This is a genomic window from Flavobacteriales bacterium (genome assembly GCA_016124845.1).
Lineage (GTDB): Bacteria > Bacteroidota > Bacteroidia > UBA10329 > UBA10329 > UBA10329.
This window is the reverse complement of sequence record WGMW01000040.1, coordinates 40,831-57,367: the sequence shown is the minus strand read 5'-3', so window position 1 is coordinate 57,367 and position 16,537 is coordinate 40,831. Positions and strand designations below refer to the sequence as shown.

Genomic DNA, 16,537 nt, shown 5'->3' with positions numbered 1-16,537 from the left:
ACAACCCGTTACTTTGAATCAGACAATTGAATAACCATAAAACAAGGAAGCCATGATCAGTTTAAAGAAAAACATCGCAGTAAGTGAGTCAGGATTCGTTTTCAACCCGACAACCGGAGACTCGTTCTCGCTGAACGGAGTTGGAACAGACATCCTCAAACTGATGAAGGACGGCAAGAGTGAGGCCGAGATCAAAACCATGGTCCGCACATCGTATGATGTGGATGATGATACGTTTGACAAGGACTACTACGACTTCCTGAAAATGTTGGGGCAATACAAACTTCTTGACGCAGAGTAATTATGAAAAAGCAACTCACCATAGCAGTTACGGGACTGAACAACATTGACAGTCCAGGACCGGGAGTACCTGTGATCCGCGCGCTGCGAGATAGCGAAGAGTTCGATGTACGCATCATCGGTTTGAGTTATGAGGCACTTGAGCCAGGCATTTACATGCATGATGTGGTAGATTACGTTTACCAGATACCTTTTCCGAAGTCTGGAACAGAGGTGATCTACAGTCGCATTGCCTACATCAACTCGTTGGAGAACATCGATGTGCTTATCCCGAATTTCGATGCAGAGCTTTACAACTTCATCAAACTGGCAGACAGGATGGAGAAGGAGTTGAACATCAAGACCTTCCTTCCTTCGGTAGAGCAGTTTGAGGCTCGCCACAAGGTGAACTTGGAAGAGTTCGGAGAGAAGCACGGGCTATTGGTTCCAAAGAGCAAGATGATCTTCTCCACGGCCGAGGTTCCAAAGTTGGCTCAGGACTTCACATATCCTGTTGTTGTCAAAGGCCAGTTTTACGATGCACACATTGCCTACAATCAGGAGCAGGTGGTCACATACTTCAATAAGATCGCGGCCAAGTGGGGATTGCCGATCGTCATTCAGCAGTTCGTTTATGGAACTGAAGTGAATATTGTGGCCCTTGGCGATGGCGAAGGGAACATGGTAGGAGCGGTGCCGATGCGCAAGCAATACATCACCGATAAGGGAAAAGCTTGGGCAGGAGTGAGCTTGGATGATGAAGGTCTGCTGAAAGAGGCCAAATCAATGATCGCCAGTTCGAAGTGGCGTGGCGGCATGGAGCTCGAGTACATCAAAACAAGCGATGATGAATATTACCTGCTCGAGATCAATCCTCGGTTCCCAGCTTGGGTGTATCTGGCCGTAGGCTGCGGACAGAACCTTCCGGAAGCGTTGGTGAAACTGGCGCTGGGAGAGAAGGTTGAGACCTTTACCGATTACGAGATCGGGAAGATGTTCATCCGCTACTCATGGGACCTGATCGTGAACATGAAGGAATTTGAGGAGATTTCAACGACAGGTGAGCTTGGACCTTCTTCGAAGAAGAGAGCAAGTTGATCAGTTGAACAGATAATAAGTTGACAAGAAAAAGTTGGTTTTTCGGTAAGTGAATTCGTCATATTCGAAAGGATTCGTAATTCGTAACAGCCAGCATCATTTCAGATAACCAAAAACCGAATACAAATGGAAAAGCAGCGCTATGAAAGACCAATTATCCGAAGGCTGAACACAGGGGTAATGAACAAGTTCGGTACTAAGACAGAGTACGAACCAGTAACACACATTGACGATTGCGCGGTGAAAGACCTGCTGGCAGATTACGGTTCTCCGCTGTTCGTCATCTCGCAGAAGAAGATCCACGAGACGTATCAGGATGCAACGCGTGCGTTCACCACACGCTATCCGAAGGTGCAGTTTGCCTGGAGCTACAAGACCAACTACATCAGCGCGGTATGCAACGTTTACCATCAGTTAGGTTCGTGGGCGGAAGTGGTTTCAGGCTTCGAATACCAGAAAGCGCTGAAGAACGGTGTGCCTGGTTCCAAGATCATTTTCAACGGACCCGACAAAACCGTGGATGAACTGAAGTTAGCGATGGAGAACAAGTCACTGATCCACATCGATCACTTGGATGAACTCTATACGCTCACGGAGCTTTGCGAAGAGACAGGAATCCGTCCGAAAGTGGCCATCCGTATCAATATGGATACAGGCATTTACCCAATGTGGGACCGTTTCGGCTTCAACTACGAGAACGGACAAGCGTGGGATGCCATCAATAAGATCGTATTGAGCGATAGAATGGATCTGGTCGGGTTACACTGCCACATCGGAACATTCATGTTGACCGCGAACGCGTACGGAGTGGCTGCCACCAAACTTTCCGAGCTAGCGTTGAGCATTCAAAGCAAGTACGGCAAGAAGATTCAGTATATCGATATGGGCGGAGGTTTTGCTTCCAAGAACACGCTCAAAGGCTCATTCCTTTCAGGATATGATACTTCACCAACATTTGATGATTACGCGGAGGCCATTTCAACCTCCATCATGAATGCTGGATTTGTGGAAGATGAGTTGCCACTGCTGATTCTGGAAACAGGTCGTGCAATGATCGATGAGGCAGGTTACCTGCTTGGAACCGTGATCTCGAACAAGCGTTTGAGCGATGGTCGCAAGGCAACGATCATGGACTTCGGGGTAAATATCATGTTCACTTCGTTCTGGTATGATCACAAGATCAGTCCTGCGCAGGAGTTCAGCCACCACACGGAAGATACCGTGATGTACGGGCCGCTGTGTATGAACATCGATGTGGTGCGCGAGAATGCTACGCTGCCACCAATGAAGCGGGGCGATCAAGTAGTGGTTCACACCGTTGGTGCGTACAACATGACCCAATGGATGCAGTTCATTGCGCTTCGGCCTGCCGTGGTGATGATCGATCTGCAGAACAAACCGCACCTGATCCGTAAGCGTGAGGAACTGTCCAATATCGATCAGCAGGAACAAATGCCTGATTACCTGAAGGAGTTTAAACTTTGACGGAAACTCAGAAATACACTTGGAAATTGATCTGGGAGGGGCTGCTACACAGCTACTCTCAGATTTTTTTCAGTCTGGACAAGGTGTTTGCCGTTGTCCTTCTGCTCTGTTCCTTCATTGATCCGTATGTCGGTATCAGTGCGATCGTTGCTGGGCTCATAGCCATTCTCACCGCGTACTTTCTGGGCTTCGACCACAAGAACATCCGCGAAGGCATGTACAGCTTCAACAGCGTGATGGTGGGAATGGTGATGGCGGTGTATTACGATATGAACGTGCCGTTCATTCTCTTGCTGGTGCTGATGTCTGTGTTTACACTCTTCTTCACCTTGGCCATCAATGCGCAGTTGAGCAAATACGGCTTGCCCATCATGAGTATTCCATTCCTTTTTGGGGTTTGGACCGTTCTTTTGGTTGGTAGAGAATTCGGTGGGTTGCAACTCACCGAGCGCGGCATCTATACCATCAATGAACTTTGGTCGTATGGTGGCGAAGCGTTGGTCAACTTCTACGATAAGGTCGATAACCTGCCCATTCCCGACATTCTGGACGTATATCTAAGGTCGCTCGGAGCTATCTTCTTTCAGTTCAATATTCTGGCAGGACTGGTCATCATGATCGGGTTGATCCGCTTCTCGCGGATTGCATTTGTGCTTTCGCTGATCGGTTTTTTTAGCGGTTACCTTTTCTTCAGTTTTATGGAAGGGCAGTTCTCGCATTTACATTACAGCTACATCGGTTTCAACTTCATTCTGTCCGCCATTGCGTTGGGCGGTTTTTTCACCATTCCTTCCCGTGGAACGTTCCTGATGGTTGCGCTGGCATCGCCAGTCATTGCCATTCTCATCGCGGCAATCGGAAATGTGTTTGCCGTGGTTCAGCTGCCGATCTACTCGCTTCCGTATAACGTACTTGTTCTGGTTACGCTTTATGTTTTGAAGCTGAGATTGGCGCCAAAAGGGCTTACTCCAATTGTAGAGCAATCCTATTCTCCAGAGATAAACCTTTACCGTTTCTTGAACCAGCAGGAGCGTTACGCCAACGACACCTATTTCCATATTTATCTGCCATTTTATGGCGAATGGACGGTTTCGCAAGGACATGATGGCGAGATCACTCATAAAGGAGAGTGGAAAGAAGCGTTCGATTTTGTGATAGAGGATGAGGAGGGGAAGACCTATCGGAATCCTGGAACGCAGTTGGAAGACTTTTACGGATTCAACCGTCCTGTGGTAGCGCCACAGGCAGGTTGGGTGGCAGCTGTACAAAGTGAAATTGAGGAAAACGCCATTGGCGATGTCAACCTGGATAAAAACTGGGGAAATACCGTGGTCATCCGTCATGGCGATGGCATGTTCACCCAGCTCAGTCATTTAAAAAAGGACAGTATAAAAGTTGCGGTCGGTGATCCCGTGAAGAAAGGCCAGGTCGTTGCTTCCCTCGGAAATTCGGGACGTTCTCCTGAGCCACATATCCATTTTCAGATGCAGGCCACACCCTACATCGGCAGTAAGACAATGAAGTATCCCGTGGCCTACTACATGGAGAAAACCGCTGATGGTCTGAAATTCCATGCGTTCGATTATCCACAGGAAGGGCAGACCATTTCCAACATTAAAGTGGATCCATTACTGAAAAAGGCGTTCAATCTCATTCCTGGGATGGTTTTGAACTTGGAATCGGATGGAAAAAAGTTCAAGTGGGAGGTTTTTACGGATGCATACAATAGCACATATATCTACTGCCACAGGAGCGAAGCAATTGCCTACTTCGTGAACAATGAAACGCTGTTCTACTTCACCCGATTTATCGGGGATAAAAAATCACCGCTGTTCGAATTCTACACAGGCGTCTACAAGGTAATGCTCGGTTTCTACCGCGATCTGAAGGTCACCGACCATTTCCCTGTAAATGACATCTATTCAGGTTTCCTCAAAGGGTTGCTGGACATTGCATCGCCATTTTATCCAGTTGTGAAAGTAGAATATGAGGTCAGTTATGATGAGATCGATGATTCGCTGGAAGCGGAGTGGATGAAGCTGAGTTCTTCGCTCAAGGTGAAAGCACTTGGAAACGTACAGCGGCAGAAGGATTTCCGTATCGAACTTGATTCCAAAGGGATCTCAAAGTTCATTATCGGCAAGGATGGCAACGAAAAAGTGTTCACATGCGAAGTGCGCTGATCGTCATATCATTTGTGCTCATTGCGATGAACGGACGTTCGCAGGTCTGGTCAGATTCTGCCCAGTACAACGCCTACATGAAAGGCGATTGGAAACGGGTTCTGAAACTCGGAAAACTGGCCAAGAGATCGGGTGCCGATTACTATTACATCCGCGCTCGGAACGGCTACGCCAACTTCATGCTGGGCAAGTATTTCCGCTCCGAAAAGGAATTTGAAAAAGCCTTGAAATTCAATAGTGCCGACCCGTTCTCAAAACGCTACGGTTACTGGTCATCTGTTTATGCGGGAAATGTCGAATCTGCGCTGGTGACGAGTTCGAAAATGTCACAAGCCGAGAAGGACACGTTTCAGGTTATGAAGCCGAAATTTCTGAGCAGCATTTCGGCATTGGGAGGTTACCGTGCTTCCACTTCACAGAACTTTGTGGGCGACATGCCATACTTTGCGCTCTATCTCGGCCATCAGTTCGGTAAGCGCATTACATTGCGGCATGGTGTCGGTTATCTCAGTCAGCGTAGGCGCACCTATCCAGCGCGGGCTGATTATAACGTTTGGCAGGTCGGTTATTTGGCCAGTATCGGCATTCAAGTGGCAAAGCATACTACGATCACACCGTCTGTTGTTCTACTGAATTGGTCGGTCAAGGACACATCACTTTCAGGTCTGGATGTTAGCGGTGCGCTGAGCGTCAAACAGCATTTGGGCAATTTTCGTTTGTCTGTAAACGGTGGTATTTACCGTGAATCCGGAAAGTCCAGTTCAGATACACTCAAGTATATTGTAAGCGGTTCGTTGGTCTGGTACCCGCTCGGTTCAACCAAATTGTACACCATCACTTCTGGCGGTTACAACTTTGGCGGAAAGGCTCCCAATCCGTTCGTGTCGCAAAGCATCGGAGGACAGCTTTTCAAACGGGCGTGGGTCAAAAGCACCTTCATTTGGGGACATCAGATCTGGATGATCGAGGATGGAAATATGGATTTCAGCAACAATAGTGGAGATAGATTGCAATGGTTGTGGTCCATTTCACCCACCTATTATGTCACCGACCATTTCAGCATGTCGGTCACATATTCGGTTGAATCGCGCTCGTTTTACGTATCTACTTCTGCCTTGGGAGCAGAAAACGGACGTGGCCGATCTTTCAACTATAATTTCCACTCTTTCTACGTAGGTTTGAACTATAATTTCTAAGCATGAAAAGTATCCTTGCAATAGCGTTTTCCGTGTTGGTTTCCTTGGGTGTCTTCGGACAGTCGTCAGAACTGCAAACGGCTTTCAAGAGTAGCTATACAAAAGAGTCCAACAGCGACTTTTCTGGGGCGATCAAAGACCTGAAAGCGGTTTATAGCGAAACATCTTATGAACTCAACCTGCGCTTGGGCTGGTTGCATTATTCGGCAGGTCTTTTCACCGAATCCATGAGCTATTACAAAAAGGCCATCGACCTGATGCCCGCTTCGGTTGAGGCAAAATTTGGCTATGTGTATCCAGCAGCGGCAGTTGGAAATTGGGATCAGGTAAAATCGCAGTACGAAGACATTCTGCGCATTGACGCCAAGAACTCGCAGGCGCATTATCGTTTGGGATTAATTTTCTACGGAAGAGAGGAATTCGATAAGGCGCTTCAGCACTTTCAGGTCGGTTTCAACCTCTATCCGTTCGATTACGATTTCAACCTGATGATGGCTTGGACGAGCCTCAAAATGGGCAAAATGCGTGAGGCCAAAGTGCTATTCAATAAGGTGCTGTTGCTTTCTCCAGATGATGAATCTGCGATTGAGGGATTGGGTCTGATCAAGTAAGACCTAACGCAGTTTTCCAGCAATAAAACCCGTGGTCCAAGCGGCTTGAAAGTTATAGCCGCCCGTAATTCCGTCAATGTCCAGCACTTCTCCAGCGAAGTAGAGATTCGGTACAACGCGACTTTCCATCGTATTGAAATTCACGGATGAAAGGCTCACGCCTCCACAGGTCACAAACTCTTCCTTGAAAGTGGTTTTTCCGCTCACAGAATACTCATCGTTTGTGAGCGTGTTCACCAACTTGTTCAATTGTTTCTTGCTCAATTCGTTGGCTTTTTTCTCTGCTGGAATTTCGCTTCGCTGAAGCAAAAACAGCCACAACCGATCGGGTAATGTGAATGGTTTGATGTTCGAGATCTGCTTGTTTGGATTTATTTCCAACGCTTCTCTCAAGGTTTCCGAAGCCTTTTCGTAGTTCGGTTCACCAATCCAATTCACTTGAACGTTGAACTGGTAGCTCATTTCGCTCAGAGTGCGCGCGCCAAAGGCAGATAGTTTCAGAACCGCTGGGCCGCTCATTCCCCAATGGGTGATGAGTAACGGTCCCTGTGCTTTCAGCTTCGTTCCTTGAATATTGACCAATGCGTTGTCTGAAACCACGCCCATCAATTCCGTAATCGATTCATTGGGCATATTGAAGGTGAAAAGCGAGGGAACGGGCTCAACGATCTCGTGTCCCAACTTTTCCAGCCAATCAAACCCCGTTCGCTTTGGAGAACCACCTGTGGCAACAATCACTTTGTCGAAACGCTCTGAATCACTTTCTGAAAAACTCAACCTGATTCCACCTTCAATTGATTCAATGGCAGAAACCCCAACTCCAGTTCGAATTTGAATTCCAAGTCGTTTGGTTTCATTCAACAGACAATCAATGATGGTCTGCGAGTCATTTGACGTGGGGAAAACCCGATTGTCGGGTTGTGTGTAGAGTTTCACGCCACGTTTTTCGAACCACGTTTGTGTGTCTCGATTATTAAAAACCGAAAAGGCTTTCTTAAGCTGTCTTTCGCCTCGTGGATATCCCTTGGCCAGTTCGGTAATGGAATCGGTTCCGTTGGTGACGTTGCATCTTCCACCTCCCGAAACCTTCACTTTGGCCAACACCTTCTGCGATTTCTCGAAGATGGTAACAGAGGCATTCGGATGATTCTCCCTCACGTGAATGGCAGCGAAGAATCCAGCGGCACCACCTCCGATTACGGCAACTTTCATGTTGGCGAAGGTACGTGCGTTGAGTTGTTCAGCTGCGCTTCAAAATACCGTTGAATCGCATCTTGAAATAGCTTTCAAACGCAGCCTGAAGATTCAGCCCTTTGGAAGTGAGGTATTCGGGATTGGTCAGCGCATCGAAGAAAAGTTCGTCACTCAATACCATCAGGTCAGGATTGATGTCTTCAAACGTTCCGTCCTGGATGCCGCTGATGTAAAAGGTTCGCAGTTCATTCAAAGCCATTAGTTTGAAGGAGTTGATAAGATTCCACAGGTCTGGATAGATCTCTTTCAGGTCGGAGAGGAAAACGTTACTCACATCTCCCAAATGTTTGGAGATATAGGCAACAGCCAGCACATAGCGTTCTTGATATGTCTTTGATGGATCACCGAGAATTGGAACAAAATGCTTCAGGTCGTTCAGCTTCCGCGCAATGACCAATGAAACGATCTCGTGGTGCGATTCGAAGTGCTTGTAAACCGTGGCTTTCGATTTTCCAAGAATGGAAACAACCTCATCGATCGGTGTTGCTTTAATGCCGTTCTGGATGAAGTAGGGCAGAAGCTGTTCAATCCAAGCATCCCGTTTTATCGGGTCCTTAATTCGTTTTTTCGCTACAGATTGTCTTCCCATCACAACAAAGGTAAACTAAAAATGAAAAATAGTTTACTAATGGATTTTTCTTTCTACTTTAGTGTCAACCAAATTTTACTCATCATGCCAAAATTCAGAGCACTTAAATACTTGTTTGTCTTTCTGATTCCCGTTGTCGGATTCTATGCGCTTTATGAGAAGGGAATGTGGTCGTGGTTTCTTCCTGTTTTTGTTTACATCATGATTCCGATCATTGAGTTGATCAGCAAAGGCTCAACGGTCAATCTCTCTGAAGCCGAGGAAGAAGTGGAGCGAAATGACAGGATCTACGATTACTTGGTCTATGCGATCGTTCCGGTACAATGGGCGCTGTTCATTTTCTTCATGTATGAAGTGAGCCAACCCGATCTGGCTGCTTATGAAATTGCAGGTATGACCTTTACGATGGGCATCGGCTGTGCGGCATTTGGGATAAATGTGGCGCACGAACTTGGTCACAGAAAGAAGAAATCAGAACAATGTATGGCGAAAGCGTTGCTCTTGACAGCTCAGTACATGCACTTTTTCATCGAGCACAATCGAGGACATCATAAGAATGTAAGCACCGAAGAGGATCCAGCAACAGCACGATATGGCGAGGTTTTCTACACGTTCATTTTCCGTTCGGTAATAATGGGTTATCTCTCTGCTTGGACCTTGGAGGTTGAACGTCTGCGAAGGAAAGACCTGCCTTGGTACCATTGGAGCAATGAGATGATATTCTACGCTTTCTGCCAGACCGGTCTGTTGGTAGCTGTTGCAGTCATTTTCAGTGTTCCGACCATGCTACTGACATTGACGGCCTCGGTCATTGGTTTCTCTCTTCTTGAAGTGGTCAACTACGTTGAGCATTACGGTCTTGCCCGCCACAAAACAGAAAAGGGTTTTAAGAAAGTGCTGCCAATTCATAGCTGGAACAGCAACCATCCTATGGGAAGGCTGCTGCTTTTTGAGCTGACCCGACACAGCGATCATCATTACAAAGCAAGTAGGAAATATCAGGTTCTACGTCACTTTGAGGATTCACCTCAAATGCCGACCGGTTATCCAGGGATGATCGTGTTGGCGCTGGTTCCGCCACTTTGGTTTGCGGTGATGAATCCGCGTGTGAAGGCGTTGCAGGAACAATATCCGGATGACCTGAGAATTCCTGTGGCGCAGGCGGCTTAGGAGTGTTCGTACTTTCCTAAGAGTTCGTTAACAAGCGCAACATACGCATCGGCAGCATCTTCTTGAGACATACCGCTTTTGTCTTTCCAAGCCTTCCATTTGAACTGACCTTTCATGTCAAACATACCTGGTTTGGAAGTTCTATTGTCCCCAACAGTGGCCTGTTTGAATAACCCATAGAGATTCAAGAATTCCTCATTCGATGGGCGTTCGGTAAGGGTTTTCAGGCGCTCAGCTGCTTCTTCTACGTTGCTCATTGATATATCAGTTTGAACGTGCAAATTAAATATCGAAAGCATTCCGATAGGCCGACTATCGTGCAAAGGTTGCGGGTCACCAGTAGTCAGTTTTCAATATCTGAACATCAGGCTGCTCTAAAAGGTAATTGGGAACGGAGTCATTGTCCAATACCGCCATCAACAGTTCTTTTTCTCTCAACTCTTCAACCTGTGCTTTGGTAGGATAGCCCGGATGCGCATCTCTCAGTTCGGTGAAGAACAATGCAGGAACCTCATCCCCTCGTCTGCAATTAAAGAGCACCGTGCGTTCCATCTCAGGCACAGAATCGTTGAGTTGCTTGAAAATGCGAGTTGAACGTTTGCGCTGCGCGATGAAATCGTTGCGGTTCTTACCTTTCATGGTCAGGTCTTGCTCAATTCGTTTCAGATCCAGATCCCACAGGCAAACCATTGATAGAATGACCGTTGTAAATAGAACCGAGTAGATCGGTCTTGTACTCATCTTAGGATTGATGACCACCCATTTGAAGAACGTATCGATGGTTGATCCCAAAATAATGAACACCAGAAACGAGATGCAATAGGTGAACGCGATCATTTTTGATACGGCCAAACTGAACAACCCATAAACGATGATCATGGAAACCAGCATGAATATGCGGTATGGCGTGTTTTTCGTATTTCGGAGAAAGATGAGCGTGAGCAAGATGAAAACCCCGAAACTCAACTTGTAGATGTCTTGAAATTTATCGAAGTGGTAGCCGAACGGTTCTCCATGACCTTCCACGACTTCGAACAGGTGCTTGGAGTTGTACGCATATTCAAACCTGCTCAATTCTGGGAATTCGTTGAGAATGTAAAGTTGCCAAGGCAAAAAAACTACAATACAAACGCCCAATGCGGCCAACATGTGCAGGTAACCGGGTTTGGATTTACGTTTTTGGCCATCTAAGAGATGAACGATGCCCCAACCAGCGAATACAAGCAGTCCAGTAAGCCATTTGTTGAGAATGGCAGCTCCAGAAAATAGACCGATCAAGAGTGCCCATTTCCATTTATTGCCGATGCTTGCATGTTCGTATTCAAACCAGGCCCAAACGCTACATGCAACATAAAACAGGAAAGCCGTGTCGTTATGGTCGGTGTGAATGCTGCCCGTTGTCAGTCGTAAACCAAAAAACGACATGGCGTAGAGCAATGCGCCATAATAGCCTGCTTTACGGTTGAATCCGATCTGCCCTATTCTGAAAATGAGCAGTACAACCAGTGCCGACATGATGATGCTTGGCAGACGCATGGCAGTTGTGTGCACTCCAAAAAGTTTCATGCTCAGTGCCATCTGCCACAGGAACAAGGGTTGTTTGTGCAGCCATTCACGACCGTATGTCCAAATGAACGGGTCATAACCAAGAGTAGGATTGGCAAAAAGCATCGGGTGGAACGGATCGCTCATCATGTTCTTTGCGACCAAAGCATGAAACTGCTCATCCCAAAGAAAGAGGTGATCGGATACCTCGGCCAAGAATACGCGTATGGAAACAGCCCCAAGCAACAACAAGGCAACGGCCAATTTATCTTTTGGTGTTGCATGAAATAGAATGATGCTGATCAGTGTAAGTAGAAATCCCAACCCTAAGTAAAAAAGCTGATGGTCCCTGAAATTGCTCTTGATGAGTGGCTTTCTTTTCTTGACGATCACAAATTTCGTGGCATCCTTCATGCTGTCGGAAGTGGCGGTCAACCTTTCTTCCGAATCTGTTCTGACAAATTTGTCATTGCTCGATTGAAAGATCACATGTTCGTCCTCGGTCGTTATCATCTTGAAGACTGCGTCTTCTGTGAGATACACTCCGTCCGCAATCAGTTTGGCATTTGTACTTCCGTCTAATTTTACCAATCGACCTGAATGGGAGCTGATGGTCACTTGTCCATTGGACAGTTCAGAAAGGGTAAAGTTCTCCCAAGTTTGTGCATGGTCTCGGTTCGCCCGAAGTTCACCACTCTTAAATCCATCGGCACTTACGTACTTGCCACAAGGATGCAAGATGACCACCTCGTAATTAGTCCCAAAGTTGAACAAATGACCCATCTGCTGACAGGAGGCCAGCATTACTGACAGAAGCAAAGCTGTCAGCGTCAACCATCTTACACGTATAACCGAAGGACGCATTTTCATATCACGATAATCGGAATGGCCCATTCAAATAGCGTATTAATCTGCCTGCATTTCGGTTCAGCCACTGCAGTTTTCGTTTCCGAAAGTTTGGATGAACCTTACATTTGCGCCAAATATCGCATAAGAAATGGGAAGAGCATTTGAATACCGGAGAGCAGCAAAGGAAAAGCGCTGGGGCAACATGTCGCGTGTGTTCCCGAAACTCGGGAAGGCCATCACCATGGCAGCAAAAGAAGGTGGTCCCGATCCGGACATGAACGCTGCGTTGCGCACGGCCATTGCCAATGCCAAGGGGCAGAACATGCCCAAGGCAAACATTGAATCGGCCATCAAGCGTGCAACGGGTAAAGATGCCGCTGACTATACGGAGATCAATTACGAAGGCAAAGGACCACATGGCGTTCTTGTGTTTGTAGAATGCGCAACCGACAACACCACGCGTTCCGTGGCCAATGTCCGTTCCTATTTCAATAAGTTCGATTGTTCGTTGGTGCCGAATGGCTCATTGGAATTCATGTTCAGCCGTAAGGCGGTTTTCGAGATCAATAAGACCGAAGGAATGGACATTGAGGAGATGGAGTTGGAGCTGATCGATGCCGGTTTGGAAGAGATCGTTGACGATGGCGATACCATCTACGTTCATGGCGATTACACCCATTTTGGAAGTCTCGCTCAGGCGCTTGAAGCCATGGGAATTGAAGTGGTCAAGGCCAGTTTGGAGCGTTTCCCAACCTCACCCGTTGAGTTTACGGATGAGCAGATGGTAGACATCGAAAAGCTCATTGACAAACTTGAAGATGACGATGACGTTCAGGCGGTTTATACCAACATTGCCTGATTCAGTTCGCATTCTTTTTGGGCCTTTTCTTCTTATTGTAAATATCGGGTAGTTCGATGGTGTCGCCTTTTGAGGTGATCACTTCCAGATCATAGCGGAAGATAACCTTGGTTCCGATCGGAGCGGAGTAGTAAACGTACCAAGCATCTGTCTCCGAGCAACCGACACAGCCATGTGAGCAGGGCTTCCCGAGCGTTTCAGGGTTTGTGGTCGGATGGATCAGATCTCCAGGTAGCATTCCATCCAATTCAGGTTCCAACCACGGTATCTGAGGCATCTTGGTGTATTTGCCGTCATCTCTTCGCGTAGCGTAATAGCGTTTGCCCGTGGTCGGATTCACATAATAAGGGTCGCGGGCAATCCGAACAATGGATCCGATTCCTGTAACGGTTCGAAGATCGGCCTCGCGACCGGCAGTTTTCATGTATTGCTTGTCGTTACGGCCAACACGCACCTTACATTCTTTAATGGTTTTCCCATATTCCATAATGCGAAGATTGAACTCTGGAATGTTCACATCGATGACCGTGTTTTTCAGCCTTTCGGAAATCGAATCACTCATCAGGCTATCGGGGATCATCAGCACACTTCCTTTCGGTAGAATGACCATTTCCTTCTGATCCTCAATGAAAATGCCGCGCGCCTTTTGTGTGTAATAATCTGTGTTTGCCAGCGTATCAATCACCCAAGGATTCGTCCGTATGAGAAGATGCTCCGTTATGGGCCAATTGTATATGGTGTCGTAGCGTGCCACCAAACTGTCCATTACATGGAAGTAGTTCTTCATCAGCACATCTTTTTGAAATGTGTCTGTGAAAAATTGTTCTCGAACCATCTTCACAGGAGCAATGCTGTCGCTGGAGGTTGCTGCATTATGCTCAATTGGCCGCTTTTCATTGCATGCCGCCAACAGCACCATCAGACCCATGATCGGCAAACGAAATTTCATACAGGTAAAATTATTGGCTTTTGGCCGATGTGCAGGACGAAATTGCGACCGTGATCACATACGGTGAACCGACCTTATGTAGCTTCGTGTCCGATGAATTTCAGAACCGTCCTGTTTTTATTGCTTCTTGCTGTCGGTCAGGCCAATGCGCAGAGTGGCTTCTCAGGCGGAAATCAGATATGGACGCAACTGCTTCAGAAACACGTGGATGATAGAGGTTGGGTCTCGTACCGAGGATTTCTGAACGATACGGCAATACTGAACAACTATCTGCTTTGGCTTTCCTCCAATCCGCCAAGGTTATCTGCTGACAGCGATGAAAAACTCGCATTCTGGATCAATGCTTACAATGCTTTTACGGTCAAGTTGATCTTAGACCATTATCCTGTTTCCAGCATCAAAGACATTAAGAACGGTGTACCGTTTGTCAATTCGGTCTGGGACATCAAATTCTTTGAAGTAGGAAGCGAGGAAATGAGTTTGAACGCGATCGAACATTCCATTTTGCGAAAGCAATTTGATGAACCAAGGATCCATTTTGCCATCGTCTGCGCTTCCATGTCGTGCCCGCAATTGCGCAACGAAGCCTATACGGCAGACAAATTGGAACAACAATTGACAAACCAGGCGGTTCGATTCATAAATGATACGACCAAGAATGTTCTTGCACGTGAAAAGTTACAGCTTTCGGCCATATTCAAATGGTATCGGAAGGATTTTACGAAGGAGATCAGCTTGAAAGAATACCTTCGGAAGTACGCCAAAGAGGCGGTGAGCGAGAAGGCCAAAGTGAGTTATTTGGATTATGATTGGAGTTTGAATGGAGAATAAACTGATATTCGGATTGATCTTGTTGCTTCCGCTCATCTCTTGCGGACAGAAAAACACCTCGTTGGATGAGGAGGTGAAAACGCTTTACAGGAACACGGTTCCAATTGCGCAGATGACGGATGTGGAAAATTGGAAAAATGCCAAAGTTTTGGATTCGCGCGAGAAAGAGGAATATGACGTGAGCCATCTTCCAAATGCGGAGTTTGTCGGTTACAACGACTTCGACCTAAGTTCTGTCAAAAGCATTCCGAAAACAGACACCATCATTGTTTATTGCTCGGTCGGTTACCGAAGCGAGCGGATAGGTGAAAAGTTGCAAGATGCCGGTTATAAGCATGTTTATAATCTGTACGGAGGCATTTTCAATTGGAAAAACCATGATGGCGTAGTTGTGGATGACCAGAACGATACCACCCAGAAAGTTCACACTTACAACAAGGATTGGAGTCGGTTTCTTACCAAAGGAGAAAAGGTCTATTGATAGGTGAAAAACCTTGTGATTTCCAATGAATCATGTACCTTGTACAAGTTTTAAACCTAACTTCAACAGTCTATGAGTTCTGAAGAAAGCGCAAACATGCTTGGGTCGCTTGATGATCAAGTATCGGGTCAGTTCGAGGTTAACGACCGAATGAGAACGTACCTTGCCGAAACTGGCAAATGGGGTAAGTTCATTGGTATTGTCGGTTTCGTATTCATTGGTTTGATCGTATTTGCAGGTCTTGCAATTACCATAATGGGAAACTCTTTTCCCGGTAGTGAAGATAGGCCGATAAATATGGGCGTTTTCGGTATTGTTTATATCATTATGGGAATCATTTACCTGTTCCCAACACTTTATCTGTACCGTTTTTCAAGCAAAGTGGTGGATGCCGTCAAGCATCTTGATACCATGGGTTTGGAGGCAGCATTTATGAATTTGAAGTCGCTGTTCAAGTTCTTTGGAGTCTTCACGGCAATCGTTATGGGACTCTATGGTCTCATTTTCGTTGGAGCGATCATCGGTGGTGGGTTTGCTGCCCTTATGAAGTGATAAGAGACCTTGGTGGGTTTCGTTCCCTTTGCAGAGAACACCTAAGACAACGGATTCTTCTCAATTGTAATGAGGTAATCCTGTTCGCGTCTATTATAGAAGAACTTCCGTCTCACCTCGCGCTCACTTGATTCGTAGAAATAGGAAACGTGTTCTTCCTTGTTCGGGTCATTTCGGTCTATCCATTTCACCGTGTAGCTATACTTTTCGTCCGAAACGCTCTCACGCTTCAGGTGATGGATCATTTTCTGAAGGACATCGATTGAACTCGTTCCGCGTGTTTGATGCAACAGAAAAATGGCGCCATTCCGAGCGTTTCTGGTGTAGAGGTCAAGCATAATGCTGTTGTCGGTGTCATCAATGTCCACATGGTAATCGAAATGCACCGTATTGCGGTTGTCCTCAAAGATCAACGTCATGATCTTTCCTTCCAATTCAAATCGTTTGTCCTTCTGCCTCATCAGATTCGTTTGTCCAAAGCTAAACAAACCAAGAATTCGGATGTTTCTGCTTTGTCGATAATGTGATCCACATTACACAAACCAACATAACCCAACATATTTTTGGACACCTCTAAACCACGAAATTGAAAAAAGAACTTCTATC

At 46.5% G+C, this 16,537-nt stretch carries 17 protein-coding genes; 11 read left to right on the top strand and 6 right to left on the bottom strand.

What is annotated here, in order from left to right:
* Positions 1-52: 52 nt before the first annotated feature.
* From GC178_14660 to GC178_14635, 6 genes are all read left to right on the top strand, one after another.
* Positions 53-301, top strand: a complete 249-nt coding sequence (locus GC178_14660; GenBank protein ID MBI1288807.1) for a PqqD family peptide modification chaperone — start codon at positions 53-55, stop codon at positions 299-301.
* On the top strand, positions 301-1,377 hold the full coding sequence (locus GC178_14655; GenBank protein ID MBI1288806.1) for a biotin carboxylase: 1,077 nt from the start codon (positions 301-303) through the stop codon (positions 1,375-1,377). Before GC178_14660 ends, GC178_14655 begins: the two co-directional genes overlap by 1 nt.
* Positions 1,378-1,503: 126 nt before the next feature.
* Positions 1,504-2,862: a diaminopimelate decarboxylase gene (locus GC178_14650; GenBank protein MBI1288805.1), complete on the top strand. Its 1,359-nt coding sequence runs from the start codon at positions 1,504-1,506 to the stop codon at positions 2,860-2,862.
* Positions 2,859-5,045, top strand: a complete 2,187-nt coding sequence (locus GC178_14645) for a peptidoglycan DD-metalloendopeptidase family protein (GenBank protein ID MBI1288804.1) — start codon at positions 2,859-2,861, stop codon at positions 5,043-5,045. The genes GC178_14650 and GC178_14645 overlap by 4 nt, the downstream gene beginning before the upstream one ends.
* Positions 5,030-6,241, top strand: coding sequence for a hypothetical protein (locus tag GC178_14640; protein ID MBI1288803.1), 1,212 nt, complete (start codon positions 5,030-5,032; stop codon positions 6,239-6,241). Before GC178_14645 ends, GC178_14640 begins: the two co-directional genes overlap by 16 nt.
* 2 nt (positions 6,242-6,243) lie before the next feature.
* Entirely contained in the window at positions 6,244-6,852 is a 609-nt protein-coding gene (locus GC178_14635) for a tetratricopeptide repeat protein (protein ID MBI1288802.1), read from the top strand.
* A gap of 3 nt (positions 6,853-6,855) precedes the next feature.
* Here the strand turns inward: GC178_14635 and GC178_14630 are convergent, their stop codons facing one another.
* Together GC178_14630 and GC178_14625 are read right to left on the bottom strand one after the other, a co-directional pair.
* Positions 6,856-8,064, bottom strand: a complete 1,209-nt coding sequence (locus tag GC178_14630; GenBank protein MBI1288801.1) for an aminoacetone oxidase family FAD-binding enzyme — start codon at positions 8,062-8,064, stop codon at positions 6,856-6,858.
* 28 nt (positions 8,065-8,092) lie between these two features.
* On the bottom strand, positions 8,093-8,695 hold the full coding sequence (locus tag GC178_14625; protein ID MBI1288800.1) for a TetR family transcriptional regulator: 603 nt from the start codon (positions 8,693-8,695) through the stop codon (positions 8,093-8,095).
* Between the two features lie 84 nt (positions 8,696-8,779).
* On the opposite strand from GC178_14625, the gene GC178_14620 reads away from it, so the two are divergent.
* Positions 8,780-9,865 carry an alkane 1-monooxygenase gene (locus GC178_14620; GenBank protein MBI1288799.1) on the top strand — a complete coding sequence of 362 codons (1,086 nt, stop codon included), beginning with the start codon at positions 8,780-8,782 and terminating at the stop codon, positions 9,863-9,865.
* Here the strand turns inward: GC178_14620 and GC178_14615 are convergent.
* The gene (locus GC178_14615) at positions 9,862-10,122 is read right to left on the bottom strand and encodes an acyl-CoA-binding protein (GenBank protein MBI1288798.1); all 261 of its coding nucleotides are present in this window, start codon (positions 10,120-10,122) and stop codon (positions 9,862-9,864) included. The genes GC178_14620 and GC178_14615 overlap by 4 nt on opposite strands.
* Positions 10,123-10,198: 76 nt before the next feature.
* Entirely contained in the window at positions 10,199-12,304 is a 2,106-nt protein-coding gene (locus tag GC178_14610; GenBank protein ID MBI1288797.1) for a hypothetical protein, read from the bottom strand.
* 103 nt (positions 12,305-12,407) lie between these two features.
* Here GC178_14610 and GC178_14605 point away from each other — a divergent pair, with 103 nt between their 5' ends.
* Positions 12,408-13,118: a YebC/PmpR family DNA-binding transcriptional regulator gene (locus GC178_14605; protein MBI1288796.1), complete on the top strand. Its 711-nt coding sequence runs from the start codon at positions 12,408-12,410 to the stop codon at positions 13,116-13,118.
* A gap of 1 nt (position 13,119) precedes the next feature.
* Here GC178_14605 and GC178_14600 read toward each other — a convergent pair whose 3' ends face one another.
* The gene (locus tag GC178_14600) at positions 13,120-14,067 is read right to left on the bottom strand and encodes a L,D-transpeptidase family protein (protein MBI1288795.1); all 948 of its coding nucleotides are present in this window, start codon (positions 14,065-14,067) and stop codon (positions 13,120-13,122) included.
* A 93-nt stretch (positions 14,068-14,160) separates the two neighbouring features.
* Here GC178_14600 and GC178_14595 point away from each other — a divergent pair, with 93 nt between their 5' ends.
* From GC178_14595 to GC178_14585, 3 genes are all read left to right on the top strand, one after another.
* Entirely contained in the window at positions 14,161-14,898 is a 738-nt protein-coding gene (locus GC178_14595; GenBank protein ID MBI1288794.1) for a DUF547 domain-containing protein, read from the top strand.
* Positions 14,888-15,379, top strand: coding sequence for a rhodanese-like domain-containing protein (locus GC178_14590; GenBank protein MBI1288793.1), 492 nt, complete (start codon positions 14,888-14,890; stop codon positions 15,377-15,379). The genes GC178_14595 and GC178_14590 overlap by 11 nt, the downstream gene beginning before the upstream one ends.
* Before the next feature lie 72 nt (positions 15,380-15,451).
* Positions 15,452-15,931: a hypothetical protein gene (locus GC178_14585; GenBank protein ID MBI1288792.1), complete on the top strand. Its 480-nt coding sequence runs from the start codon at positions 15,452-15,454 to the stop codon at positions 15,929-15,931.
* Positions 15,932-15,972: 41 nt separating this feature from the next.
* Here the strand turns inward: GC178_14585 and GC178_14580 are convergent, their stop codons facing one another.
* Positions 15,973-16,392 carry a hypothetical protein gene (locus GC178_14580; GenBank protein ID MBI1288791.1) on the bottom strand — a complete coding sequence of 140 codons (420 nt, stop codon included), beginning with the start codon at positions 16,390-16,392 and terminating at the stop codon, positions 15,973-15,975.
* Positions 16,393-16,537: the final 145 nt, after the last annotated feature.

What these genes read in the sequence shown, in the direction of transcription:
- GC178_14600 (MBI1288795.1), bottom strand. Translation starts at nt 14,067, where the DNA reads ATGAAATTTCGTTTGCCGATCATGGGTCTGATGGTGCTGTTGGCGGCA.
- GC178_14635 (MBI1288802.1), top strand. Translation starts at nt 6,244, where the DNA reads ATGAAAAGTATCCTTGCAATAGCGTTTTCCGTGTTGGTTTCCTTGGGT.
- GC178_14660 (MBI1288807.1), top strand. Translation starts at nt 53, where the DNA reads ATGATCAGTTTAAAGAAAAACATCGCAGTAAGTGAGTCAGGATTCGTT.
- GC178_14610 (MBI1288797.1), bottom strand. Translation starts at nt 12,304, where the DNA reads ATGGGCCATTCCGATTATCGTGATATGAAAATGCGTCCTTCGGTTATA.
- GC178_14580 (MBI1288791.1), bottom strand. Translation starts at nt 16,392, where the DNA reads ATGAGGCAGAAGGACAAACGATTTGAATTGGAAGGAAAGATCATGACG.
- GC178_14590 (MBI1288793.1), top strand. Translation starts at nt 14,888, where the DNA reads ATGGAGAATAAACTGATATTCGGATTGATCTTGTTGCTTCCGCTCATC.
- GC178_14650 (MBI1288805.1), top strand. Translation starts at nt 1,504, where the DNA reads ATGGAAAAGCAGCGCTATGAAAGACCAATTATCCGAAGGCTGAACACA.
- GC178_14640 (MBI1288803.1), top strand. Translation starts at nt 5,030, where the DNA reads ATGCGAAGTGCGCTGATCGTCATATCATTTGTGCTCATTGCGATGAAC.
- GC178_14595 (MBI1288794.1), top strand. Translation starts at nt 14,161, where the DNA reads ATGAATTTCAGAACCGTCCTGTTTTTATTGCTTCTTGCTGTCGGTCAG.
- GC178_14625 (MBI1288800.1), bottom strand. Translation starts at nt 8,695, where the DNA reads ATGGGAAGACAATCTGTAGCGAAAAAACGAATTAAGGACCCGATAAAA.
- GC178_14630 (MBI1288801.1), bottom strand. Translation starts at nt 8,064, where the DNA reads ATGAAAGTTGCCGTAATCGGAGGTGGTGCCGCTGGATTCTTCGCTGCC.
- GC178_14605 (MBI1288796.1), top strand. Translation starts at nt 12,408, where the DNA reads ATGGGAAGAGCATTTGAATACCGGAGAGCAGCAAAGGAAAAGCGCTGG.
- GC178_14620 (MBI1288799.1), top strand. Translation starts at nt 8,780, where the DNA reads ATGCCAAAATTCAGAGCACTTAAATACTTGTTTGTCTTTCTGATTCCC.
- GC178_14585 (MBI1288792.1), top strand. Translation starts at nt 15,452, where the DNA reads ATGAGTTCTGAAGAAAGCGCAAACATGCTTGGGTCGCTTGATGATCAA.
- GC178_14615 (MBI1288798.1), bottom strand. Translation starts at nt 10,122, where the DNA reads ATGAGCAACGTAGAAGAAGCAGCTGAGCGCCTGAAAACCCTTACCGAA.